The organism is Bradyrhizobium sp. T-1 (assembly GCF_053592855.1).
This window is the reverse complement of the sequence record NZ_JBSGOX010000002.1, coordinates 855,130-879,103: the sequence shown is the minus strand read 5'-3', so window position 1 is coordinate 879,103 and position 23,974 is coordinate 855,130. Positions and strand designations below refer to the sequence as shown.

The 23,974-nt window shown below is 62.0% G+C and carries 15 protein-coding genes and 13 pseudogenes; 13 read left to right on the top strand and 15 right to left on the bottom strand.

The annotated features are described in order from the left end of the window. Nucleotides 1-863: 863 nt before the first annotated feature. Nucleotides 864-1,729: pseudogene (locus ACWAT4_RS43495) on the top strand (IS66 family transposase); the annotation flags it as partial. Nucleotides 1,730-1,763: 34 nt separating this feature from the next. Here the strand turns inward: ACWAT4_RS43495 and ACWAT4_RS43490 are convergent. From ACWAT4_RS43490 to tnpA, 4 genes and pseudogenes are all read right to left on the bottom strand, one after another. Further along, nucleotides 1,764-2,354, bottom strand: coding sequence for a UPF0149 family protein (locus ACWAT4_RS43490; protein ID WP_128969528.1), 591 nt, complete (start codon nt 2,352-2,354; stop codon nt 1,764-1,766). 29 nt (nt 2,355-2,383) lie between these two features. Then, a pseudogene (tnpC, locus tag ACWAT4_RS43485) lies at nt 2,384-3,941 on the bottom strand (IS66 family transposase). Between the two features lie 50 nt (nt 3,942-3,991). After that, nucleotides 3,992-4,345 carry an IS66 family insertion sequence element accessory protein TnpB gene (gene tnpB / locus ACWAT4_RS43480; protein ID WP_128955119.1) on the bottom strand — a complete coding sequence of 118 codons (354 nt, stop codon included), beginning with the start codon at nt 4,343-4,345 and terminating at the stop codon, nt 3,992-3,994. Continuing rightward, entirely contained in the window at nt 4,342-4,773 is a 432-nt protein-coding gene (tnpA, locus tag ACWAT4_RS43475; protein ID WP_128955120.1) for an IS66-like element accessory protein TnpA, read from the bottom strand. The genes tnpB (ACWAT4_RS43480) and tnpA overlap by 4 nt, the downstream gene beginning before the upstream one ends. A gap of 438 nt (nt 4,774-5,211) precedes the next feature. Between tnpA and ACWAT4_RS43470 the strand changes: the two genes are divergently transcribed. From ACWAT4_RS43470 to ACWAT4_RS43460, 3 genes and pseudogenes are all read left to right on the top strand, one after another. Next, on the top strand, nt 5,212-5,448 hold the full coding sequence (locus tag ACWAT4_RS43470) for a hypothetical protein (protein WP_210326194.1): 237 nt from the start codon (nt 5,212-5,214) through the stop codon (nt 5,446-5,448). Next, nucleotides 5,438-7,672 (top strand): annotated as a pseudogene (locus tag ACWAT4_RS43465) (recombinase family protein). The gene ACWAT4_RS43470 and the pseudogene ACWAT4_RS43465 overlap by 11 nt, the downstream one beginning before the upstream one ends. Then, the gene (locus tag ACWAT4_RS43460) at nt 7,627-7,863 is read left to right on the top strand and encodes a helix-turn-helix domain-containing protein (protein ID WP_232995628.1); all 237 of its coding nucleotides are present in this window, start codon (nt 7,627-7,629) and stop codon (nt 7,861-7,863) included. Before ACWAT4_RS43465 ends, ACWAT4_RS43460 begins: the two are co-directional and overlap by 46 nt. Nucleotides 7,864-7,897: 34 nt before the next feature. Here the strand turns inward: ACWAT4_RS43460 and ACWAT4_RS43455 are convergent. Both ACWAT4_RS43455 and ACWAT4_RS43450 read right to left on the bottom strand, forming a co-directional pair. Beyond that, nucleotides 7,898-8,242, bottom strand: a pseudogene (locus tag ACWAT4_RS43455) (ATP-binding protein); the annotation flags it as partial. Continuing rightward, a pseudogene (locus tag ACWAT4_RS43450) lies at nt 8,239-9,230 on the bottom strand (IS21 family transposase); the annotation flags it as partial. The pseudogenes ACWAT4_RS43450 and ACWAT4_RS43455, both read right to left, overlap by 4 nt. On the opposite strand from ACWAT4_RS43450, the pseudogene ACWAT4_RS43445 reads away from it, so the two are divergent. Beyond that, nucleotides 9,231-9,788, top strand: a pseudogene (locus ACWAT4_RS43445) (IS110 family RNA-guided transposase); the annotation flags it as partial. A gap of 313 nt (nt 9,789-10,101) precedes the next feature. On the opposite strand, the pseudogene ACWAT4_RS43440 reads toward ACWAT4_RS43445, so the two are convergent. Then, nucleotides 10,102-10,479: pseudogene (locus tag ACWAT4_RS43440) on the bottom strand (IS110 family transposase); the annotation flags it as partial. A gap of 66 nt (nt 10,480-10,545) precedes the next feature. Here ACWAT4_RS43440 and ACWAT4_RS43435 point away from each other — a divergent pair. The 3 genes and pseudogenes from ACWAT4_RS43435 to tnpB (ACWAT4_RS43425) all read left to right on the top strand — a co-directional run. Beyond that, nucleotides 10,546-11,469, top strand: a pseudogene (locus ACWAT4_RS43435) (IS3 family transposase); the annotation flags it as partial. Nucleotides 11,470-11,496: 27 nt separating this feature from the next. Then, nucleotides 11,497-11,598 (top strand): annotated as a pseudogene (locus ACWAT4_RS43430) (hypothetical protein); the annotation flags it as partial. A 430-nt stretch (nt 11,599-12,028) separates the two neighbouring features. Then, nucleotides 12,029-12,376, top strand: a complete 348-nt coding sequence (gene tnpB / locus ACWAT4_RS43425) for an IS66 family insertion sequence element accessory protein TnpB (protein ID WP_128929859.1) — start codon at nt 12,029-12,031, stop codon at nt 12,374-12,376. Between the two features lie 535 nt (nt 12,377-12,911). Here the strand turns inward: tnpB (ACWAT4_RS43425) and ACWAT4_RS43420 are convergent. From ACWAT4_RS43420 to ACWAT4_RS43395, 6 genes and pseudogenes are all read right to left on the bottom strand, one after another. Next, a pseudogene (locus tag ACWAT4_RS43420) lies at nt 12,912-14,137 on the bottom strand (IS256 family transposase). Between the two features lie 129 nt (nt 14,138-14,266). Beyond that, entirely contained in the window at nt 14,267-15,166 is a 900-nt protein-coding gene (gene istA / locus ACWAT4_RS43415) for an IS21 family transposase (RefSeq protein ID WP_164934314.1), read from the bottom strand. Nucleotides 15,167-15,457: 291 nt separating this feature from the next. Further along, nucleotides 15,458-15,697, bottom strand: coding sequence for a hypothetical protein (locus ACWAT4_RS43410; RefSeq protein WP_128929832.1), 240 nt, complete (start codon nt 15,695-15,697; stop codon nt 15,458-15,460). Beyond that, nucleotides 15,694-16,887, bottom strand: a complete 1,194-nt coding sequence (locus ACWAT4_RS43405) for an IS91 family transposase (protein ID WP_128929833.1) — start codon at nt 16,885-16,887, stop codon at nt 15,694-15,696. Before ACWAT4_RS43405 ends, ACWAT4_RS43410 begins: the two co-directional genes overlap by 4 nt. 9 nt (nt 16,888-16,896) lie before the next feature. Further along, nucleotides 16,897-17,757, bottom strand: coding sequence for a tyrosine-type recombinase/integrase (locus ACWAT4_RS43400; protein ID WP_164935788.1), 861 nt, complete (start codon nt 17,755-17,757; stop codon nt 16,897-16,899). 130 nt (nt 17,758-17,887) lie between these two features. Continuing rightward, nucleotides 17,888-18,019: a transposase gene (locus tag ACWAT4_RS43395; protein ID WP_371746382.1), complete on the bottom strand. Its 132-nt coding sequence runs from the start codon at nt 18,017-18,019 to the stop codon at nt 17,888-17,890. Between the two features lie 166 nt (nt 18,020-18,185). Here ACWAT4_RS43395 and ACWAT4_RS43390 point away from each other — a divergent pair, with 166 nt between their 5' ends. From ACWAT4_RS43390 to tnpC (ACWAT4_RS43370), 5 genes and pseudogenes are all read left to right on the top strand, one after another. Beyond that, on the top strand, nt 18,186-18,497 hold the full coding sequence (locus ACWAT4_RS43390) for a transposase (RefSeq protein WP_128929863.1): 312 nt from the start codon (nt 18,186-18,188) through the stop codon (nt 18,495-18,497). A 262-nt stretch (nt 18,498-18,759) separates the two neighbouring features. Further along, a complete protein-coding gene (locus tag ACWAT4_RS43385; RefSeq protein WP_128929864.1) occupies nt 18,760-20,064 on the top strand; it encodes an IS110 family RNA-guided transposase in 1,305 nt (434 codons plus the stop codon). A gap of 30 nt (nt 20,065-20,094) precedes the next feature. Next, nucleotides 20,095-20,754 (top strand): annotated as a pseudogene (locus ACWAT4_RS43380) (IS3 family transposase); the annotation flags it as partial. 82 nt (nt 20,755-20,836) lie between these two features. After that, a complete protein-coding gene (locus tag ACWAT4_RS43375; RefSeq protein WP_164934318.1) occupies nt 20,837-21,001 on the top strand; it encodes a hypothetical protein in 165 nt (54 codons plus the stop codon). Between the two features lie 79 nt (nt 21,002-21,080). Next, nucleotides 21,081-21,938, top strand: a pseudogene (gene tnpC / locus ACWAT4_RS43370) (IS66 family transposase); the annotation flags it as partial. A gap of 136 nt (nt 21,939-22,074) precedes the next feature. Here the strand turns inward: tnpC (ACWAT4_RS43370) and ACWAT4_RS43365 are convergent. Then, a pseudogene (locus ACWAT4_RS43365) lies at nt 22,075-22,643 on the bottom strand (IS5 family transposase); the annotation flags it as partial. Between the two features lie 65 nt (nt 22,644-22,708). After that, a complete protein-coding gene (locus tag ACWAT4_RS43360) occupies nt 22,709-23,803 on the bottom strand; it encodes a C45 family autoproteolytic acyltransferase/hydolase (protein ID WP_164934298.1) in 1,095 nt (364 codons plus the stop codon). Nucleotides 23,804-23,974: the final 171 nt, after the last annotated feature.

The window sequence follows — 23,974 nt, the reverse complement described above, 5'->3', positions numbered from 1 at the left end:
GAGGCCGGGCGCTCCGAAACCCCGGCCATCTCCGCACCCGGCCTCCTCCTCAACCCAAGCCGGGAGCAAAATAAATGAGGCAACCGATCGCACTCGGGAGCATCGATAGGTGAGGCAATACGGAGTCTCACCCTGATCGCCGCCGCGCACCCCGTCTATTCCCGGTGCGCCGTCGTTTTCTTTCGCCATCTCATACGCTGCGCGCAGGGTCTCCATCTTGCACACGTGGACGTATAGACCCCAGAAACGCCAGGACGGTTCAGCCTTCGCCTTGACGTATAGTCTCCGCCTCAGGTCTTGCAAATCGATGGACGCCTTTATCATCTCGTCCTTGCCTTCCTTACGTTAGAGACATCACAAATGGCAGGGACCCTTTGCTCCACGGGAGTTACTCCGCTTCATCGCTACTCCAGTCCCGGCCGCCACCTTCTCATCTTCGGTCGATTTCCCGGGATCTCCGGTTATACGACCTACCTTCTTCCGGCGATTTCTCTCCGGGATGAAGGCTTCTCCAGTTGCTCGGCATGTCCTTGTCACCGTGCTGTCGCTTTCACCCCGCCGAAATGACCCGTCGTGTCAGTTAGCATTCGATGGATCATGCTGCCTTCGCCCCTAAACTGCAGGCTCGACTTTCGGTTTTCAGCATTTTCGAGGCCACAACGCGTTCTCTTTTGATACGGCCCGATGACTCGTGGTCTCCCCAAGGGAGTTTTGTCGATAGGCTTCAAAGGTTCTATTTCTATCTCCTCTGCTACCCACACTACGGGGAGCTAACTTTTTCCCCGGCAGGACTTACTCCTGCTGAACATGCCAGCCTTCGCTGGACGCACAGTTCGGCATGCATATCCCGCTCAACCAAGTGCGAGAGGATCGACCTGCCATTGTCGACGCTCGCTGACCAGGTCGGCCACGGAACCTTCGCCATCATGCCGCTCTTCCAGCTGATCGAGCGTCATGTACTCGCAGTCGAGCGCCTTCATGGCGACGACACCACCATCCGCGTCCTGGCGAAGGGCAAGTGCACGACCCGCCGGAGCTGGAGTTATGGGCGGGATGACCGGCCCTTCGGTGGGCCGGCGCCGCCGGCTGCGGTCTATTACGCCTCACCCGACCGGCGAGGCCAGCATCCCCAGAGGCATCTGGCCGCCTTCGCCGGCATCCTGCAAGCCGATTGCTATAGCGGCTTCGAGCCGTTGTTCGACCCGCAAAGGAAAGCGATGCCGATCACGCCGGCATTCTGCTTCGCGCATGCGCGGCGGGGCTTCTTCGAGTTGGCCGATATCGAGAAGAACGCCAGGGTAGGCAGCAAGGGTAAACCAGCTCCCCGATCGCGCTAAGCCGCTGCTCGACGACATGCACGCCTGGCTGCTGCGCGAGCGAGAAACCCTCTCGCGCTCCTCCGAGGTCCTGAAGCCCACGAATTACATGCCAGGCGCTGAGCCGACTTTGCCCGCTTCCTCGACGATGGCAGGATCTGCCTCAGCAACAACGCCGCCAAAAGAGCGTTGCGCGGCATCGCCTTGGGAAGGCGCAATTGGACCTTCGCCGGCAGCCTGCGCGGCGCCGAACGCGCCGCCATCATGCTGACGATGATCACCACCTGTCGTCTTAACGATGTCGATCCCAAAGCCCGGCTCTCCGACGTCCTCGCCCGGATCGCCGATCTTCCCGCTTCGCGTCTGCGCGAACTGCTGCCTGGGAATGGAAGCTCCCGCGCCAAGCCGACTAACTGTAACCGGCATGAGCTCCCACGACCGCAGTGATCATTGAGCGCGGGCGTAGCGGATCGGCATCCAGTATTGCCGCAAGGCTTCGACCGCCGCGGGAATATCGGCGTGGGCGTTACGCAGAAATTTCTTGGTCTCGCGGCCGCTTCGTGGTGGTCCAAGCAGCGGTCGGCCCTGATCGTCGCGACAGTGCAGCAGGATAGGTAGAAGTAGGCCGTGATTGACGTTGCCGGTGTCCAGCAACGGTGCCCACGCCAATAGCTTGAGCCGCATCGCGGCGTAGAAGCCTTGGCACCATGGTCGCGGATCCACGTCTCCACTGGGTTTACGCCGGTGCATCGGCGCGAACCTGTCGGGTGCGGTCGAGAGGGTGTTGCTGATGTCGTTGTGACGCAGGGCGACAGCCGATATGGCTGCAAACTCCGGGGTGCCGCTGTGGTTGAAGGCATCGGCATCGATGGCGAGCAGCGGGCAGATCCAGTCGAGTGGGCTCATCGACACCGGTCCGGCCACGATTGCGGCGACGTAGCCGTCGAGCATGGGGAGATTGGTGGCGGCAGGTTGCTGATCGACCCGAGCCTGCAGCCATCGCTCGAGCTCCTCAAGTGGCATCTCGGCTGCGGCCATTGACGACGCTGCTTTATGACGACGCGGGCTCATGCCGCGGCCTGTGCGGTGCGCTGGCGCGCCGCCTTCCAGTGCCAGGCGAGCAGTTCGTGCAGTTGATGGCTCTTGGTTCCACCGGAGACGATGCGCTCCAGCACGTCGGTCAGATAGGCTTGCGGATCGAGCTCATGGAGCTTTGCGGTGTTCACGAGCGACGCGAGGATGGCCCAGCTCTCGGCACCACCTTCGCTACCGCTGAACAAGGCGTTGCGTCTTCCCATGGCAATCGGGCGCATGGAACGCTCGACCGTGTTGGAATCGACCTCGACGCGGCCGTCGCTGAGAAACAGCGTCAGTCCGTCCCAGTGATTGAGCGCATAGTTGATCGCCTCTGTCAGCTTCGATTGGGAAAACAGCTGACCTACCATCTCAATCAGTCGCGCATTGAGCGCCACCATCAACGGGGCGCTCCTGGTGCGGCGGGCGGCCAGCCGCTGCTCCGCACTGCTGCCGCGGATCTCTGCCTCGATCGCATAGACCGCCTGCAGCCGTTCAATCACGTCGCGCGCGAATGGCGACTGCGTGGACTTGTACACCTCGACGAATTTGCGTCGAGCATGGGCGAGACAAAAGGCGAGCTGGATCGCGCCGCCATGACGGCGGGCCAGCGCCTTGTAGGCGGCATAACCGTCCACCTGCAGAACGCCGCAAAAGCCCATCAACTGTCCGGCGATCTCCTCGGTGCCGCGGCCGTCGGCGAATACGTAGGTAACCGCCGGCGGCGAGGGGCCACCCCATGGCCGGTCATCCATAGCATGCGCCCAGAACTGGCAGATGCGGGGACGATGTCGTCCTGGATCAAGCACCGGCATCGGCGTCTCGTCGCAGAACACGCGCGGCGCAGCCTGAATGATCCGCAGCTGCAGCTCATAAAGGCTCCTGAGCCACAAGGCGGTACGTTTGACCCAACCGCGAGTGTCGCGCGGTCAAGATGGATGCCGTGGCCGGCCAGGATCTGAACTTGCCGGTACAGCGGCAAATACCGGGCGAACTTCGAGACCACCACATGGCTCACGAGGGCCGTCGACGCCATGCCGCCCTCAATCAGGCGCGGCAGCACTTTGGCTTGGACCACGCCATCGGTGCAGCCGCGGCAGCCGTATTTGGGACGGATCGTGCGCAGCACGCGCAGGAGCGCCGGGATCACTCCAACACCTCGCTGACGTCCTCGCCGATCTTGTGAAGCTGGCCCTGGCAGCACGGGCAGGCCGTCACCTCCGGCTCCAGGACCTGCTCACAGCGCGGCAGATGCTTGGGCAACGCGCCGATGTTGCGGCGCGCCTTCTTACGTAGCTTATCGGACGGCTTCACCGCAGGTGCATCGTCGTTGGCAGCTGCCGGCGGCGTGACACTGGTCTCAAGATCGTCAAGCTCAAGCTCAAGCTGCTCGGCCACGAGCGTGGCAAGCCGTTCCGAGCGCTTCCCGAAGATCATCTCCTTGAGCGTCTGCATCGCAACACGCAGCTTCTCGTTCTCGGCGTCGAGCGCGAGCACCATCTCTGTTAGAGCGGCGGGATCAGTCGAGAGGACGTCCGGGCGAATCGCCATAAATGGACCATACATCCGCGCGGCGCAGGCTCCAGCGAAATCCTCTCCTCTCAGCCGACAACGGCCGGCTGCTTCACCGGCTTGGGCGAGACGCGCGTCCACTCGAGTCCGTCGAGCAGCATCGCGAGCTGTGTCGCAGTCAGATGCACCACGCCTTCGCGGATCGGCGGCCAGGTGAAGTGCCCCTGGTGCAACCACTTCGTCATCAGCACCATGCCGCTGCCGTCCCACGCCAGAAGCTTCACTCTGTCCGTGCGTTTGCTGCGGAACACGAAGACGTCCCCACAACACGGATTCGCACGCAGCGCTTCGCTCACCAGTGCCGACAGCGTATGCACCGACTTGCGGAAATCGACCGGCTGTGTCGCCAGCACCACCTTGAGGTCAGAGCGTAGCGCAATCACCGGATACCCCGAAGCGCCGCCAGCACGGTCGACAGCGTCGCCAGCTCAACGTCCGGCTCGACCCGGATGCGCGCCCCGTTCACCTCGATCTCGACAACTCCGCAAACCTTGGCCGGCGGCGCGGCGATCTCCAAAGGCCTCGTCTGTAGCCCGGAAATACGTTCATGCTCGCCCGCTGTCCCGCGATCGATCCCCGGACCAATTTGGATTGGCACGAAGTTCGGTGCCTTGCCCCCCACCGCCGCCGCAACTTGGCGGCGCCACACCGTAAGCAGCCCGCGCGAAACGCCATTGCGCCGCGCAACCTCGGAGATGTTCGCACCCTCCTCAAAGCTCTCCGCCACGATCCGGGCCTTCTCCTCGCTCGTCCACCGACGCCGTCGGCGCTCCCCGGTGATCACTGAGCGTGCTGCCGGTTTGATGGACACCCCGTTAAGCTAATCCCACCTTGCGCTCCATCTCGACCGAGCTGATATAGCCGATGGCCGAGTGTCCGCGGTGTTCGTTGTACAACAACGTTTGAGAACGGCCACAGGACCGTTCTTCGCGAGGTTCTTTATCGGCATCATCCATGGTTTGGGCGCCGAGTTTGCGTTCATGGAGCCGTCGACAAGGCTTTGATGTTGTTTTTCGCTGCACCTTGGACGGATCGCAAGGAGATCGTTGGCTGGAAGTGCCAGCAGGGATGTTCGACCGGACGGCATGCCCTGACGCCGAGCTTTTGACAGCTCAACCGTTTGTCAGCATCGATGCGCTTGCGGCGCTTTCTGCGCTTCTCGATCTGGCGTTGAAGGATCGAACGCCATCAGCTGCCCTGCTTTCTGGCGCATCCAGAGGCTCTCACGGTCAGAATCGGGGAGCGACTCATGTCACGCCAGACGGCAATGCCAGGGAGCGGATACCGACACAATCAACAACCGCGGCCGCAGCAGATGGATCTGTTCGGGAGCGGCCTGTCGAGCGGCGCCACCGGTGCGCCCACATGGTCGGAGCTTCCGGCGGAAGCGCAGGCGGCCCTTACGAGTCTGATGACGCAGTTGATCCTCGACCATGCCGCGACGACAGCGACGCCGCGCGCGAAGGAGGTCGGTCATGATCTCTGACAAGGTCAGGCCTCATCATCTGGAGAAGGGGATACTTTACGTGCGTCAATCCTCAGCACATCAGGTGCTACACAATCGCGAGAGCGGCGCGTTGCAATACGCCATGCGGGACCGACTGACGGCACTCGGATGGTCAGAGGTTGAAGTGATCGATGATGATCTCGGTCGCTCAGCCGCCGGCGGCGTACAACGCGCCGGCTTCGAGCGGATGGTAGCGGAGGTTTGCCTCGGTAAAGTTGGTGCGGTTTGCGCCCGCGAAGTCTCGCGCTTCGCTCGCAACAGACGGGATTGGCAGCAACTCATCGAGATGTGCCGCGTGGTCGATACCGTTCTGATCGATCAGGAGACGATCTACGCGCCAAGGCACGGTAACGATCGCCTGTTGCTCGGGCTCAAGGGCAGCCTCAACGAGTACGAGCTGGATCTGTTGCGCCAGCGCTCGCTCTCGGCCCGCTACGAGAAGGCGCGCCGGGGCGAGTTGGTTGTGGCAGCGCCCGTCGGCTTCGTGAAGGCCGGCGACCGTTATGAGAAAGATCCGGATCGGCGTGTCCAGGAGCGATCAAGCTGGTGTTCGACAAGGTCGAGGAACTCGGCAGCGCGCGACCGTTCTGCTGGCTCCACGAGTACAATCTCGATCTGCCGGTGAAGCGGACCAACGGCGCAACGGCCTGGCGGCGACCGAGCTACTCCGCCATCCACCGGATCATTGAGAACCCGGTCTACGGCGGCGCCTATGCCTATGGTAAGACGGCTGTCGCGGCGGGATACAGCGCCGTGGGTGTGAGCGTGAAGATCCGCCGCAGGCGCGGAGCGAATGGCTGGCGCTGAAGCCCAACACCCACGACGGGTATGTGAGCTGGGAGAGGTTCGAGGCGATCCGCACCATGGTCAGCAGCAACGCTCCCACCGGTCGGCATCACGGCGCGCCCAAGCATGGTGACGCGCTGCTGGCCGGTCTGATCCGGTGCAAGCGCTGCGGTCGCAAGCTCACACTCCGGTACTCCGGCATGAACCACCATATCCCGCGCTATAGCTGTAGCCGCGCCTGGATGGACAATGGCGGCCCTCACTGCATCGGCTTCGGCGGACTGCCCGTCGATGATGCAATCGAGGAAGCACTGCTTGGCGTCATCGGTCCGGGCGCTATCGCCGCCGCAACCGCTGCCGCCAAGGAAGCCAGGGGAACGGCGCGATCAGGTGCGCGATGCTCTCAGTCGCGATCTCGAAGCGGCGCGCTATGCCGCCGACCAGGCTTTTCCGGCAATACGATGCCGCTGACCCCGCGAGCCGGCTGGTGGCGGGCGAGCTTGGAGCGCGCTGGAACAGGACGCTCGCTCACGCAGCGGAGGTCGAGGGCAAAATCGCCACGCATAATGCGGCGATGCCTGCCCCCATTGCTGATCCAGCCTCGCTCGGCGTTCTGGCCTCGAACCTCAGAACGGTCTGGGATGCGCCGACGACGGATGCTCGCCTCAAGAAGCGCATTGTGCGCACCCTCATCCATGAGGTCGTAGCCGATATCGATGATGCGGCCTCCGAGATCGTCCTCGTCGTCCACTGGGTTGGCGGCGTTCACAGCGAGATACGCCTGCCCAAGCGTGAGCAAGCGCGCTATGAGGCCACTCGGGCTCGTCGGCGATATGAGGCTGTCGATCCCGACAATCGCCTGGTCGCCGGCGAGCTGGAGCGACGTTGGAATGAACGTCTGCTGGCCGTCCGCGCGCTCGAGGAAGAGCGCGGTGCACTGTTGGCCAAGCCGGAGAGTCCTCTGAGCGAGGCGGATCGCGAGCGGCTGCTTGCGCTTGGCTCCGATTTGGAGCGGGCCTGGAACAGTCCTGGGGCGACGCCTGCCACGCGCAAGGGGATCATCCGAACCTTAATCCACGAAATCGTTGTATGCGTCGGCGATGCGGCAATTGAGCTTGTGATCCACTGGCAGGGCGGCGATCACACAGCGCTAGAGACCAGAAAGAACCGCACGGGCCAACACCGCTGGAGCACATCCGCAGATGTCATCGATCTCCTGCGTGTTCTGGCACGCCAGATGCCCGACGGCACGATCGCGGCGGTCCTCGACCGAGCGGCAAGTCGACGGGGCACGGTAACAGCTGGACCCGCGCCCGCGTTCGTCACTTGCGCAACCAGCAAGCTATCGCACCCTACCGGGAAGGCGAACGCATGGAGAGAGGAGAAATTACTCTGGATGAAGCCGCCGCTGCGTTGACGGTCAGCCCATCGACGGTTCGCCGTCTGATCGCGGAGCGAAGCTTGCCCGCGCACCAGCTGTGCAAGGGCGCACCCTGGGTGATCAAGGCGCCTGATCTGGAGCACCCCGAGGTCAGGAACGCCGCGCAGGCGCGGCGCTTCCGGCGCCCGTCGTCTGGCGATCTCCGCCAAAGAGAGCTTGAACTATAATGGCATAACGAGGTGGGCAGTATGAATCGGACTCGGGCGGCCCGAACAGGAGCAAATTGGCACCCTTACCCAACCAGCTGTCACCGGCGGCGAGCGCCATCACCTGCGCCTTGGAGATCATCGGCACGGCCTCGAAGTCGAAGCCGCCGAAGGTCTTCCCAGCAGACAGCCGCGCCTCGACGAGATGGCGCTCGGTGAGCCGGCGACCGCGTTCGGCGATCTCGTGCTCGGCAATGGTGGCGAGGAAGCGGGCCGCTGGCCAACCTTCCTTGTCGGACTGCTCGGCAAATTGCGCCCACAGCACCTTGATGGCCGGGAGGCGGAGCTCGTTGAGCAACAGATTGAGGCGCGCGGTATCAACGGTATTGGCTACGCTCATGCGGCACCTCCGATCTCGGCAGTACCGATGAGGCATTCGTAGGTGGCAAGGGGGTGCGAGCTGCACCACGACGTTCGGCAGGTGGGCGGGTCAGGAGCGAAGTGAGCGCGCAGCCGGTTAGGTTCAGGCAGTCGGCCGGCCTCGAGGTCGGCGGTGAGCTGATCGGCGAGTTCGGTCTCGCAGCCGCGTTCATGAGCGAGCGCGAGGAGATCGACCATGATCCGGCAGGCTTTTTTGTCCGGCAAGCGTTCGCGCAACCGATCGAAGGTCTTCCAATAGGCATCGCGCGGGAACAGCCGATCTCGGTAGACCAGATTGAGAAGCGCCATCGGCTTGCGCCGCAGGGAATGGATCACGTGCCGATAATCTCGAGACGATCATCGTAAAGGCGCACCCGCAGCCGGTGACCGATCAGGCGCGATGGCACCGTGTAGAACACCTTGCGCAGGGTGAAGCCGCCGGACGATGTCACGCGGACGATCACCTCTTCGTAGTCGGAGGTGCGCCGATCGGGCAGCTCCTGCAACACCACGCGCTCGCTATCGATCCGCTTGGCGTTGCGGGCATTGCGGCGGCTGACGATCTCGTCGATGAAGCCGCGATAGGTGGCAAGATCGTCGAAGTCGACAGTTCCGCGCAGCAGCAAGGCATCCGCGATTGCTCGCTTCAGATGACCGTGGGGCCCTTCGATCGAATCATTCTCGTGAGCAACGCCTCGATTGTTGCGGGAATGCCCCATGCCGTAATGGGCACAAAGGGCCTCGTATCGCTGCGTCAGATCATCCCGAGCATGGCAATCGAGATTGCGGAATGCGGCCGACAGGCTGTCGGTCCGATGCTCCCGCGGCGCCCCACCGAGCGACCAGAGGGCATTCTGCAGGCCTTCGGCCAGGGCAACGAAGCTCTCACCGCCAAGCACGACGTGGGCGTGCGCGAACCCGCAATAGGCCAAACGGACGTGATAGAGACGATGATCCAGCGGTGCGCCGATTTGTCGCCAGTGATGCGTCGCCTGGTGGGCGCTCGCTTCGCCGATCTCCGCCGCCTCGAAGAACGGATCCGCGAATTGACACAGGAGATCGAAGCGGTTGCCGATCGAGAGGACGTCACCCGCCGGCTGATGACAATTCCTGGTATCGGCGCATTGGGTGCGACCGCCGTACTTGCCGCGATCGGTGATGGGCTGCAGTTTCGCAAGGCCCGCGACCTTGCTGCCTGGCTGGGGTTAGTGCCCAGGCAATACTCGAGCGGCGGAAAACAGACGTTGCTTGGCGTCAGCAAACGCGGCAACCGTTATCTGAGAAAGCTTTTGGTGCAGGGCGCGCGATCCTGCTTCCGGCATTTGGACCGGACGCGCGATCGCCTAGGAAGCTGGCTCGACGGGCTCCAGGCTCGGATGCATCCGAACAAGGCCGTTGTCGCTCTAGCCGCCAAGATGGCCCGCATTGTGTGGGTGGTCTTGAACAAGCCCGGAGCACTCTACGAACGCAGAGATCCTGCCTTGCCTGACGCTTCTGGCTTCGATTGCAAGGCTCGGGAACAGTGATGACGAAACAGTGGATCAACATGCCGTAAGCCCTGTGCAAAAAAGCGGGCTTCCTGCCCGAACTATTTATTGGGAACGGCGTGCGCGGATCTCATCATGGCGTGGCTGCAACAGCAGTCCACTCGCGAGAGGCCGGATACATTTATGCAACTGGAAGCGCTGCATCGCGAATCCGTGCCAGATGGTCGGCTCGAGGACACGCCTGATCAATCAGACGCGGGCTTTCTGCCTCGAGTACGGTGTACCTTTGCGTCAGGGTGCCGGAATATTCAATCTCGAGTTGCCGCGCGTTTGAATGACGAAGGAAACGCGCTTGAAGATCCACTTGGTCCTCCTCCTTCACGGCAACGAAGCGCATTGTCGGTCGCGTAGCGGCCTCAGCGATCGCCTCGGCGTCGATGATATCGTTCTTGTTTGACTTCACGTAGGGCTTCACGAATTGCACGGGGATCAGGCGCACCTTGTGACCAAGTGCCTGTATCTTCCGGGCGAGCCACTGTGGACCGACGCAGGATTCCATGCCAACTATGCTTGGTTGTGCGCGCGCAAAGAACTGAAGAAGGGTGTCCCCTCGAAAGCGAAATTTCTGAACAGGTGTGCCGTCGCAGCTCAGGCCAACGACGTGGAATAGGTTCTTGCCAATGTCGATTCCATAGACAGCCGCGGGTCGCGGCAAATTGCGATCGGCCATGATACTCTCCTCTTTAGTCTGCCCTTCCTATGATGAGGGAGGAGGACGGGGCGGTCCATCCCATTAATGGTGACGCCCGCGGGCAAGCGGAAAGCTGTCGCGTATCTCATGGTTGCCCACGGGATGAGCGAACGGCGGGCGTGTAAAGCCATCGGCTGCTGCCGCATGACCATCAGATATCTGACAATCCGGGCGGACGATGCCGTCCTACGGCAGCGCATGCGGGCGATCGCCCACGAACGCCGTCGTTTTTGTTTGTCGGCGCCTGCACGTGCTGCTCAACCGGGAGGGCTACCTGGTCAAACCACAAGAAGCTGTTCCGGGGAAGAGAGGCTTGCGGTACGCCGCCGCGGCGGCCGCAAGCGGGCCGCCCTTGGGACCCGGGCGCCAATGACGGTGCCGATGGCCCGCAACGATCGCTGGTTGCTCGACTTCGTGTCGGATCAGCTGACCTGCGGCCGCCGCTTCAGCGTCCTCACCGTGGTCGATGACTGCACCCGCGAGTGCTTGGCGCTAGTCGCCGATACCTCGCTCTCCGGCATCCGCGTGGCGCGGGAACTGGACCGGCTGATGTTCGAGCGCGGCGAGCCCAGGATGGTGGTCAGCGACAACGGCACCGAGCTCACCAGCAACGCCATCCTGACATGGGCCGATCAAAGCCCCGTCGGTTGGCATTACATCGCGCCGGGCAAGCCCATGCAGAATGCGTTCATCGAGCGCTTCAATGGCCGGCTGCGGGACGAACTGCTCAACGAGACGCTGTTCACGTCACTGGCGCAGGCCCTCGTCGCGCTCGGATGCGGGCGGGCCCACTACAACGACGCACGACCACACTCTCAGCTCGGATGGAAAACGCCGTCCGAGTTCGCCGACACCTGCCATCCGCGACGGGATCTGGCGCTGTGCGTTATGCCGAAGGCTCTGCGCCAGCTCCCGTCGCTCCCCCAACTGGGCAAATCCAACGACCGGGGCGAACTCAGGGCTGGATAAAACTTGGGGCAAGGTCAGCACGTGCGGATGCAGGTCAATGTGTTGGGTGCCGAGCGTCGGCGGCGATGGAGTTACGACGAGAAGGTCCGTCTGTCGAGGAGACGTTTGCAGGCCGGCGAGACGGTCTGCGGCGTCGCGCGCCGGCATGGGGTGGCTCACGACTTCCAGCTCTTCGAACGTCAGCGCCAACTGCGCTTGCGGGTAAATCCGCGCACCGTCGTCGGTTTGCCACAGCCTCTTCCGCCGCCAGCTCGTCCCCGGTGGCGTCAGATCTGACGCTTTAGCTTGGCGATCTGCAACTTCTGCTGCGCAATCAGTGCCTCGCATAGCTTGCTGTTCCGGCAGGCGCGCCAAGCCGCCTGGGCGGTGATGCGGTGCCAGCTCTGGTTCCTGTCGAGATCACACGTGCACCGGCATCGATCAGCACGTCGCAACTGGCGTCTTCGCCTCCTAAGCAACGCGCAACGGCTGGAATCATCGAGATCGAGCTTAGCGGCGGCTGTCGTGTTCGCGTTGATCGCGACGAGCTGCAGCGGGTTTTTGAGCTTCTGCGACGACGATGATCCCGCTCCCGAGCGGCGTCAGGGTATGGATCGCGACTGGCCACACCGACATGCGTCGGGCCATGCAAAGTTTGGCGCTTGCGGTTCAGGAAAGCTTGGAGCGCGATCCCCATGCCGGCGATCTCTATATCTTATGGGGCCGCCGCGGCCTTCTGGTCAAGATTCTCTCGCATGACGGCTTGGGCATGTCGCTCTATGCCAAGCGCCTGGATCACGGCAGGTTCATCTGGCCGTCGACGTCGGTCGGCGCGGTGTCGATCTCGGCAGCGCAAATGGCTTACATGCTCGAGGGCATCGACTGGTGGACTCCCCAACTGAGCTGGCGGCCGCAGAGCGGGGGCTAATCCAGGAAAATCCTCATATTGCCGACATTTGGGAGTCCCAATGCATTCAATCTGTGATTCACTGCGTCGCATGAATGCGGATCGCGACGCCGCTCCGGATGACGTTGCCGCCCTGAAGGCGGCGCCGGCAGCCGAGCGCGCTAAGGGTACGGAGATCGCCGCCGAGCTCGCGGTCGCCCGTGCGAAAGCGTCGGAAGACGCGCCGAGTGGCCAGACCTTCCCGGAGCACCTGAACTCAGGACTGGATAACACTTGGGGGCGAGGTCACGATAAATGTCAGTGGCTAGTTTGATGATGTTGTCGCAGCCGCTACCGCCGGGAATGTCCGAAGTTTTGTGTAAGCGATTTCTGTGAAGGTGGGTTTTGCGTTTGAGACATTGAAAGCTGGCATCGACGGCATGGCCGATAATTCTGCTTGGCCGGACCGAGCGGTCAAGCCCCGAAGCCGCGCAGCGGCGCGCCGCAGGCGCGGGGCTTGACGGCGAAGGTTCGGTCCAAACGATCATGGTCGGCGCCGTGATGTCGGTTGTGATCATCAGCGCGCTGTTCCGGGAAACCGCGCGCCGAAGTGGATGGCGAACTGCCCCATCGCGGCAGTCCATTCAACCGGTCGCCGCCAATAAACGCCAGCGTTCCTGAGGGCGAGATACAACAGCTTGAGCGCCGCCTCGTCGGTCGGGAAGCTGCCGCGGGTCTTGATGATCTTGCGCAGCGAACGATGTAGCGCCTCGACCCCGTTTGTCGTGTAGATCATCTTTCGGATGCCAGGCGCGAAGGCGAAGAACGGCACTACGTGCTCCCACGCTTTGCGCCAGATCTGGCCAATGGCGGGATAGCGCTTGCCCCATTCGGCCTCGAACTCGGCAAGCCTCAGCGCCGCCGCGTCGGCACTCTCAGCCCGATAGATCGCCTTTCGAGGGCAGGATCGCCTTGCGGTCCTTCCAGGAGACGAAGGCAAGGCTGTTACGGATCAGGTGCACGATGCAGGTCTGCACCAGCGTCTGCGGGTAGACCGATGTGATCGCCTCGGGAAACCCCTTCAGCTCGTCGACGACGGCAATCAGGATATCGTTGACGCCGCGCGCCTTGAGTTCGTTGACGACCCGCAGCCAGAATTTGGCGCCCTCGGTCTGCTCGATCCAGAGCCCGAGCGTCCTTCTCGCCATCGGCATTGTAGGCGAGCGCAACGTAGACCGCCTTGTTCTTGACCAGCCCTTCGTCGCGTATCTTGACCCGCAGCGCGTCAAAAAAGACGATTGGGTACACGGCGTCGAGCGGCCGGCTCTGGCATTCCCGGACCTCATCGAGGACGGCGTCGGCCACCCGGCTAATGAGATCGGGCGAGACCTCGGCGCCTTAGAGCTCGGCCAGGTGGCCCTGGATCTCCCGCACCGTCATGCCGCGGGCATAGAGGCTCAGGATCTTGTCGTCGAAACCATCGAACCGGGTCTGCCCCTTGGCGGTCAACTGCGGCTCGAAGCTGCCGGCCCGATCGCGAGGCACGGTAATCTCGATCTCGCCATCCTCCGTCAGGATCGTCTTCGAGCTTGTCCCGTTGCGGCTGTTGCCTGAGCCCCGGCCGGCAGGATCACCCTTCTCGTAGCCCAAATGCTCGGTCAGCTCGGCTCCAAGTGCGCGCTCGATCAAGGCCTTCTTGAGCTGCTTGAACAGCCCATTCTCGCCGGTCAGGTTTTCGGGCTTGCTGTAGTTCGCAAGAAGCTGGTCCAGCAGTTCAGGGGTAATCGTCGTATCGGTGGTCATGTGAGTCTCCAATTAAGGTAAACTCACAGAAACCTCCTTACACATCGTTCCGGACACCCTCCTACCGCCCCGCTCGCAGAGGAGGTCCGTAACGCACAGAGCCGTGGCACGAGCCACTATCGGTCGCAGCTATTTTATCAGACAAGACTCTGCATAAGAGTCGTTGAGGTCCGCGATCGCCTTGCGGATGGCCCCGTTGAGTTCGTCAAGCGAGAAGAAGCGCCGGTTCCGCAGCCGCGCCAGCACAAACCGCTGGACGATCTGCACCGCCACTTCCACCTTCGCCTTGTCGCGTGGTTTGCGCGGACGCGTGGGCAGGATCGCGGTGCCGTAGTGCTCGGCCAGCTCCTGGTAGGTGCGGTTGATGCCCGGCTCATAGCGACAGGTGGCGGTGACGCCGGCCTTCAGATTGTCGCAGACGATCGCCTTCGGCACGCCGCCGATCGCGCGCAACGTATTGGCGTGCAGCCCGATCCAGTCGGCCAGCCCTTCCGACCAACGCGCCTCGGCAAAGGTGTAGTTGGATGCTCCTAGCACCGCGACGAAGACATGGGCCAGCCGCTGCGCGCCGGTCGCGGCGTCGAACACCGGCACCGTGTCGCCCGCGAAGTCGACGAACAGCTTCTCTCCAGGCCCATGCGTCTGCCGCATGGTCGGCGAGATCGCCTCGCTCCATTCCCGGTAGAGATCGCAAAACCGGCTGTAGCCATAGCCGTCGGCGTGCTCCGCGCGATATTCCTCCCACAACAGGAGCAACGTCACGCTGCGCCGCTTCAGCTCCCGGTGCACCGCCTTCCAGTCGGGCAACGGCCGCGCCGGCTTCTCCTCGAATGTCGGCGGCGTGAACAGCCGGCGCTCGAGTTCGCCGTCGTCCATCCCTTCCGGCACCGGCCAGGTGATGCCGATCACGGCAGCCCGCCGCAGATACTCGCCAACCGTCGATCGGCTGATGCCGACCGTGACGGCGATCTGCCGCTCGCTCACGCCAAGGGCGTGCCGCAGTCTCAAAACTTCTCGAACCTTCCGCATCGGCGCTCTCTCGGCGGGCATCAGACCTTCCCTTGCTTGGTCGCAAAGGTGGGCTGGTCCGCGATTCGATCGCCGTCTTCGAGAGCGTCAGGCGGTCTCAACAGGGTGGCCGGCTTCGATCGGAATGGGTGGCCGACTTCCGTCGGAATCGGTGGCCGGATTGCGTCGGAATACTGGAGGGTTCAAATAGGTCCCGCGTCGCAGATCTCGCCGCAAGTCCAGCGCGGGACCTATTTGAAGCTGGATTGAACGAAGCCGCGTCTTGTGAGCGAGGACCTATGGGGGCTCGATCTAGGCGCCGGTAGGCGCGATTGACCCGATGTCGGGCCCGCGAGCGAGTGTGGCCGCAGATTGCCGTTGATATTGGCAGCAGAGGATGCCGGCGTCGATAGCGTCGAACGGCGCGTCAAGCCCAAGCGGCTGACTATCGCCCGTTCGCCGCGCGTTGTGAGCGTGCTTGATCGTTCCGACGGAGAACGTCGGCATGGCGATGCCTGCAGTGGGAGCGAACAAGTCGAGGTAGTCGGTCATGATGTATCGCAGCGAGGTGCTGCGCGTCGCGGCGTTTGCGCACGCGGCACAGGCCCAATCTCGACCATGCGGCCTCCGCAGATGGGGCACAAGTCGAGGCGGTGACCAATGAGGATGGCGCAGCGCTCACGATAGTCGACAGCTTCGGCAGGCGGAGGCGGCTCTGGCGCCTTTAGCGCCGCTCGGATGCGCGCGAGTTTGGCGACGCGGCAGGCGTTCGCCAGGAAGCCAAAATGACGGATGCGGCGAAACCCCTTCGGCAATACGTGGAGCAGAAAGCGACGAAGGAACTCCTCAGTGTCGAGCGTCATCACTTTGGATCTGTTGCCAGCGCGATAATCCTTCCACCGGAAGCGGACGTGGCCCTGGTCACAGGTAAGGAGCCGGCCGTTGGCGATTGCAACGCGATGGGTGTAGCGCCCGAGATAGGCCAGAACCTGTTCTGGTCCGCCGAAGGGACGCTTGGCGTAGACGACCCACTCGACCTTGCGGAGGGCGGTTAGATGGCGGGCGAATGCCGCTGGCTCGACGAGGTGCGCGAGATGGCCGAAGAACTGGAGCTTGGTGCCATTGAACGCCGCCTGCAGGCGCTCCAGGAACAGCCGACGATACAATCGTGACAGGACGCGAACGGGAAGGAAGAAGCCGGGGCGACAATGAACCCAGCTTCCATCAGGGGCGATCCCGCCGCCTGGCACGAGGCAATGGGCATGCGGATGATGCGTCAGGGTCTGGCCCCAGGTATGGAGAATGGCGATCATCCCGGTCTCGGCACCGAGATGCTTCGGGTCGGCGCTGATGAGACGGATCGTCTCGGCTGCTGCCTTGAGCAGGATGTCGTAGACCGCCGTCTTGTTCTGCAGCGCGATGGCGGCCACCGGCGCCGGCACGGTGAAGACGACATGGAAATAGGGGACCGGCAGCAGGTCGGCCTGGCGCTCGGCGAGCCATTGGGCGCGCGCGAGCGCTTGGCACTTTGGACAGTGCCGATCGCGACAGCTGTTATAGGCGACGCGGACCAGGCCGCAGTCGTCGCACCGCTCGACGTGGCCGCCGAGCGTCGCTGTGCGACACGCCTCGATGGCCGCCATCACACGGCGCTGATCGGAGGACAGCCGAGGACCCTGCGCGGCACGGAAGGCGCCGCCGTGGCGGCGGAGGATGTCCGCCACCTCGAGCACGGGGCGCATATGCGCAGCTCAGTCGGGTGGGATCACCCTGACGGAGAGTCCATCGAATGGGCTGGTCGTGCGGGCGAGCAGGTTGGTCGCAACCTGAGCGTAGCGCGCGGTCGATCCCAGGTCGGCATGTCCGAGCAGAACTTGAATGATGCGAATGTCGATCCCGCTTTCCAGGAGATGGGTCGCAAACGAGTGCCGGAGCGTATGGACAGTAATCGGCTTGGCAAGCCGAGCGCGGCGGCGGGCGGCGCGGCAGGCCGCCTGGACGCAGCGGACGCTGACATGTTCACTTGGGTCTTGGCCTGGAAATAGCCACAGCCCCGGTCGGGCTCGCATCCAGTACGTACGCAGAATCTCCAGCAGTCGCGGAGAAAGCATCGCGTAACGATCCCTGCCGCCCTTACCGTTCTCGATGTGGATCAACATTCGCTTGCTGTCGATCGAGCTCACCTTCAGGCGGACGACTTCACTAACCCGTAAGCCAGCCGCATAAGCCGTCGCCAGCACGACGCGATTGCGCACCCCTGTAACCGCGTCCAGGAAGCGCTCGATCTCTTCGGCACTAAGCACGAGCGGGAGCTTGTCGGGCTTCTGGCCACCAATGATCCGCTCGAATGCCTCCGTCTGCCCGAGTGTGACGCCGTAGAAGAACCGCAGCGCGCAGGCCACCTGATTGATGTGGGACCACGAGCGCTTTTGGCCGATGAGATGTAGTTGGTAGGCGCGGACCTGCTCGAAACTCAACCGGTCCGGGGCATAGCCGAAATGGCGGCTAAACTTTGCGATCGCATAGATATAGGATTGTTGAGTCGACGGCGACAGATTGCGGACCGTCATGTCCTCGATCATGCGCTGCCGAAGAGGGCTCATCGTAGCCATCTGGGTCTCCTGTCTTGAGAGGGGTGGTGCGAAGACCAACATCCTCTCAGACAGGACACCTCAGTTCAGCAGGTTTGCCCCCTACTGCCGCGTAGCGGGTTCGTTCAATCAGTGGCCGGCTTGCATCGGATTACGCATGCTGGGGCCGGCAGCCATGGCGACGGGCGACGTCTGTGACAACCGCCCCCAGCTCGAGGCTTTCCGCGGCAATCTGTGCCTTCAATTCATCCGGCCACCGCTTGCGACCTGCGCCAGCGAACACTTCAATACGCGGTGACAACGGTCGTCTTATGGTAAGCGCGAATTTCTCCGCACCTTTTGCTTTTGAGTGCCGTGATGCATGAGGTGTCCACCAAAATAGGTGGACACTGAACCTCCTCCGAATGAGTGGACACCTGTAGTAGGCTCGTTGAGCCCGGAGGTGTCGAATGGAACGTCAACGTCGGTCGTTTACCGAGGATTACAAGCGTCGGGCCGCCGAACTGGTCGCGTCGAGCGGTCGCTCGATCGGGTCGGTTGCTAAGGAGCTCGGTCTGCGGGATTCGGTGCTGCGACGGTGGGTAGATAAGCTCCGGCAGGAGCCGGGATCGGCGGCGTGGCGACCCACCACGCAGGCGACGCCGATGCCGGCGGACCAGGCTTCGGAGATCGCCCGCCTACGTCAGGAGAACGAACGGCTGCGCATGGAGCGCGACATTTTAAAAAACTGTCCAGCGTCGTGGCGCGCCTGCGCGGAATAGAAACAGCCTTGTGCTATCCTTTAGCTCGGAGGGTAGCGGCCGTCAGCTTATTGGAGGCGCTGTCCCCGTTAAAAAACGTGGTCCATGGGCGCATGCGGACTTGAGAGTGGTGACGCCGTTTCGACGGCGATCCCGATTAGGAAGATGACAAATTGGCATAGCCCTGACCCTCCAGCCCATCATCGGACGGAGGAGTTGCGATGCCTAACAGGACAACCGACCGCGGCCCGGACCTAAAGCTGGTCAACCTCGGCGCGGCCCTATCGATATCGGATCAAAGATGCACATGGCCGCGGTAAACCCGGCCTGCACCGACAAGCCAGTGCGTGCATTCGGCACATTCACGCAAGACCTGCATGAACTGGCGGACTGGTTCAAGATGTGCGGCGTGACCAGTGTCGCGATGGAATCCACTGGGGTCTATTGGATCCCAGTCTACGAGATCTTAGAACAGCGCGGGTTTGAGGTCATTCTGGTCAACGCGCGGTACGCCAAGAATGTACCTGGCCGTAAAACCGATCTCAGCGATGCCGCTTGGTTACGCCAGCTCCACTCCTATGGCCTGTTACGGGGCAGCTTCCGACCCGATGCCGAGATCGCAACGTTGCGAGCCTATCTACGCCAGCGCGAGCGGCTCGTGGAATATGCTGCCGCCCATATCCAACATATGCAAAAGGCTCTGATGGAGATGAACCTGCAGCTCCATCATGTTGTGTCGGATATCACCGGCGCGACCGGCATGCGGATTATCCGAGCCATTGTTGCAGGCGAACGCAATCCCGACGTCCCGGCAACCTATCGGGACGTGCGCTGCCACTCATCGATCGAGACGATCCGCGCAGCGCTCGTAGGCAATGACCGCCACGAACATGTTTTCGCGTTAGCTCAATCACTGGAGCTCTACGACGTTTATCAGGCAAAGATGCTCGACTGTGATCGCAAGCTCGAAGTCCTGATCAGTGCATTGAACACCAAAGGAGCAAGACCGGTCGGAAACCTAGCCAAGCCGCGCGTAAAGACCAAGCAGGTCAACACCCCCACCTTCGATGTCAGGACCGCACTGTACAGAGTGCGGGGCGTCGATTTGACTGAGATCCACGGGTTGGGTCCGTCGCTCGCATTGAAGCTCATTGGCGAGTGCGGTATCGATCTAACGGCATGGCCGAGCGCCAAACACTTCACTTCCTGGCTCTGCCTCGCACCCGGCAACAAGATCTCCGGCGGCAAGGTGCTGTCTTCGCGCACACGGAGATCTTCAAGTCGCGCAGCTGCGTTGTTGCGTTTGGCAGCCACAACCGTGGGGCGGAGCGAGACAGCGCTGGGAGCATTCTATCGCCGGTTGTCAGCACGTGCGGGTAAATCGAAGGCGGTGACGGCGACGGCTCGCAAGATTGCGGTTTTATTCTACAACACACTCCGGCACGGCATGAGCTACAAGGATCCTGGCGCCGACCAATATGAGCAGCAATATCGTAGCCGCGTCCTCGCCAACCTACAGCGCCGGGCGAAATCGCTAGGCTTCGTGTTGCAGGCCATCCCGGGCGACGCCAATCCGGCTGTTTCTTAGGAAGTCGATCGCGATCTTCGTCGGAACCCGGACATGAGCTTCCGCTTCATCGAAGACCATCGCGAGACCTATCCGGTCCGCCTGATGTGCGCCGTGCTCGAGGTCTCGCCGGCCGGCTATTACGCCCGGCGCGAGCGCCCGGTGAGCGAGCGGGCAAAATCAAATGCCACGCTCCGGGCAGCGATCCGGCTGGTCCATCAAGACAGCAGCGGACGCTACGGCAGCCCCCGCGTCCATGCCGCCCTGCGGGCGCAGGGCCGTGGTCCCAGTCGCGGTCGAATTGAACGGATGATGCGTCGGTACGGTATTCGCGCCATCATGGCACCGCCGCGCCGTGTGCGCACCACCGACAGCCGCCACGGTCTGCCGATCGCACCGAACCTGATCGCGCGGGACTTCACCGCGGAAGACCCGAACCGGGTCTGGCTCGCCGATATCACCTATATTCCGACCGCTGAAGGTTGGCTGTATCTGGCGGCCGTCATGGACCTGTTCAGCCGAAAGATCGTCGGCTGGGCCATGCGGGATCATATGCAGGTCGAACTTGCATCTGCCGCCCTGACGATGGCGATCCAGCAGCAACTCGCGCTCAAGTCCAGAGCGATATCTTCGCCTTCATCGAGGGCTTCTACAACCGAACCAGGCTCCATTCCGCCATCGGATATATCCCCCCGATCGAAATGGAGCTAAAAGCCGCTTAACCCGTCCACTTTTTCGAGGGAAGATCAGGATCGCTTATTATGGGCAATACACCCGCTCAGCGCTTTATCCGTTGGCGCGCTACATCAACCAGACGTTAGGTATTTGGTTGAAGCGAAAGTACAAGCGCTTCCATCACCGTTTAGGACGCGCGCGTCTCTTCCTGGAGAAGATCGTGCGTGAGAACCGCAGGCTCTTTGTGCATTGGCAACTCGGCGGTGGCGGCAAGCTTGCCTGATGGGAGCCGGGTGAGGCGAGAGTCTCACGCCCGGTTCTGCGAGAGGCTGGAGGTGAAATCCCTCCGGCCTACTCACCCCACCATCCGGATCCTGGCGAAGGGCAAATGCACGACCGGCCGGATCTGGACGTATGTGCGGGATGACCGGCCGTTCGCCGGGCCTGCGCCGCCGGCGGCGGTCTATTATGCCTCGGGCAACCGACGGGGCGAACATCCTCAGATGCATCTGGCCGCCTTCGCCGGCATTCTGCAGGCGGATTGCTATGGCGGCTTCGAGCCGTTGTTCGATCCAAAAAGGAAAGCAATGCCGATCACTCCGGCATTTTGCCTGGCCCATGCGCGGCGGGGATTCTTCGAGCTGGCTGACATCGAGAAAGCCGCCCGGGAAGGCAAGGGCAAACCGGTCTCCCCGATCGCGCTGGAGGCGGTCAGGCGTCTTGACGCCCTGTTCGAGATCGAGCGCGCCATCAACGGCCGTGGTGCCGACGAGCGGCGTGCTGTGCGCCAGGAGCGGAGCAAGCCGCTGCTCGACGACATGCACGCCTGGCTGCTCCGCGAGCGAGAAAGCCTCTCCCGCTCCGCCGAGGTCCTGAAGCCCATGAACTACATGCTCAAGCGCTGGGACGGCTTCGTCCGCTTCCTCGACGATGGCAGGATCTGCTTGATCAACAATTGCGCTGAGCGTGCATTGAGAGGCATTGCCTTGGGAAGGCGCAACTGGACCTTCGCTGGCAGCCAACGTGGCGCCGACCGTGCCGCTATCATGCTGACGATGATCACGACCTGTCGCCTCAACGACGTCGATCCCAAGGCTTGGCTCGCCGACGTCCTCGCCCGGATCGCCGATCTTCCCACCTCGCGTCTGCGCGAACTGCTGCCCTGGGAATGGAAGCTCCTTCACCAAGCCGGCAAGTCCGCCGATCAGCAAGCCGCCTGACCTTCACGCAACGCCATCGTAGAACTCGCCGTGCTCGCGCGCATGCGTCAATCAGGCGGCCTTCGTCGTATGCGTACGCTCCTCAAGCGGTGGAATTGGTGAAAGCTCCTGTCGCGGCTTAGCCCCGGCGGATACCGACAGGCTTGGCACCACGATCGATGATTTCGGCGCGAAAGCCGTCGCCGTCGTACCCTTTGTCACCAATGAGGGCAGACATCGGTGGCGCGAGTTCCAAAAGGGCCGGCGCTGCGGCTATATCTGCATCCTGGCCTGGAGTGAGATGAAATGCGCAAGGTCTGCAGTCAGGGTCGCTCAGCGCATGGATTTTCGTGGTCCGCCCACCGCGCGAGTGGCCGATCGCTTGTTCATGCTCCCCCCCTTTTCCGCCGCTCGCCGAGCGATGCGCTTGATCGAGGTGGAGTCGATGGATAAAGTCACGCCGTCCTTGCCACAGCGGGCGAGCGCTTCAAAGATCGCCTGCCAATGTCCACGCTTGGCCGAGCGATTGAACCGATTGTAGATCGTTGTGTAAGGACCGTAGTCGGGCGGACAATCGCGCCAGCGTGCGCCGCACTGAAGCATGTGAATGATACCGCTGATGATGCGCCGATCGTCATCGCGCGCCGGGCCGGTCTGGTTCATCGGCAGATGCGGCTCTATCTGAGCCCACTGCTTGTCGTTAAGCCAAAACAGCCCTTTGCGCATCGAAGTCCCCCGTGCCGAATCAACTCGGTGCGAGGGAATCAGAACCGGCTAATTAGGTACAGACCCTAAATCCAAAGATCAAATCGCTCAAGCGGCGCGCTGCACGGGGGTCCGTCAGTGGCGAACAAAACACGCTTGCTTAGATCCATAATGATGGCGGAAAGGGTACTATTCGGATACTGCGTATCCTGGTTCGGGTGACAGCAAATGGATGCCGGGTAAGAGAAATGGTCTTTGAGGCCCAACAAAATATGATCCACATCCACCTGCCCGAGCCTTGAGCGCAGATGTCGACCAAAGCGACGGGACCGAAACGGACTGTCGGGCACAAAGCGCTCCCATTCTGAAGGTATTCGTGTTCCCGGCTCAAAATGATTTGCGTGTGAAATTACCCCATCCTCAGGATAAATGTACCGTTTGTCATTGGGGGAGCTCTCAATGTTGATAATCTCGCCATCAGCATGGCCAATCAGGTAGTTCATAGAGATGTTTCGATCAGCGCGGATAATCGCGCTTATCGCGCGGTCGAATGTCGGCGCCTGAAGGATGGACCGGCACCTCAGCTTAAACGGGGCGGTCATGAGTGCCGAGCCATCAATAGGCGAAACCAAGCTGTTGCAGACTAGCCCGATCCCAGCTTCATTCAGTCCCGCTATGGGGCCGGCGCAGCCTGCTTCGAAGATGCCCAGCCATTGCGGGTTAGCGGGCGTCACTACTTTGCCTACAAAAAGGGTGCCCCGAACTGCCGCTTGCCCATCGATCGTTTGCGCCAGCATTGTTGTATTTTGCGCGGTTACCTCGGGCATTAATCCGGCAGACGTGCAGCCATCCAAAATCCCATACGATAGATCGGCGGCTCGACGTGCCATCAGGCGTAGCCAAATCTCATGCCGGACGTTAAGCATCACAACCGTATAGAGGGGCATAAAGGCAGCGTCGGCAATTCCCCTCAGCTCTTCAACGTAGTCGGGTCGTAGATCTTCAAGGAAGCGCAACCAACCAGTTGCTTCAGCTTGAATTTGCGCAAGATTAGTTCCGTTAGCGCAAAAGCGTTTTAAATAAAAGTCAGCATTGGCCGCGATTTCCGATCGCATCAGCTCTCCTTGCTGCTGTCCCCTTTCGCGGGGTATCGCAGTAAAGACGGTAAGCTTAAGACTCATTGAAAGATCTCCTTGCATTGGTATGTCCGCTTCTACGCGGTGGGCGGAGCGACGCGATAACTCGGATCGAAGTCGTGAGCCTTGTACGGTGACCCGGATGGTGTATAGAGATCCGATGGAGAGGCTGCTGGTAGCTGAAGTGCTTGGCACGCTCATTAACTCACAAGCGTA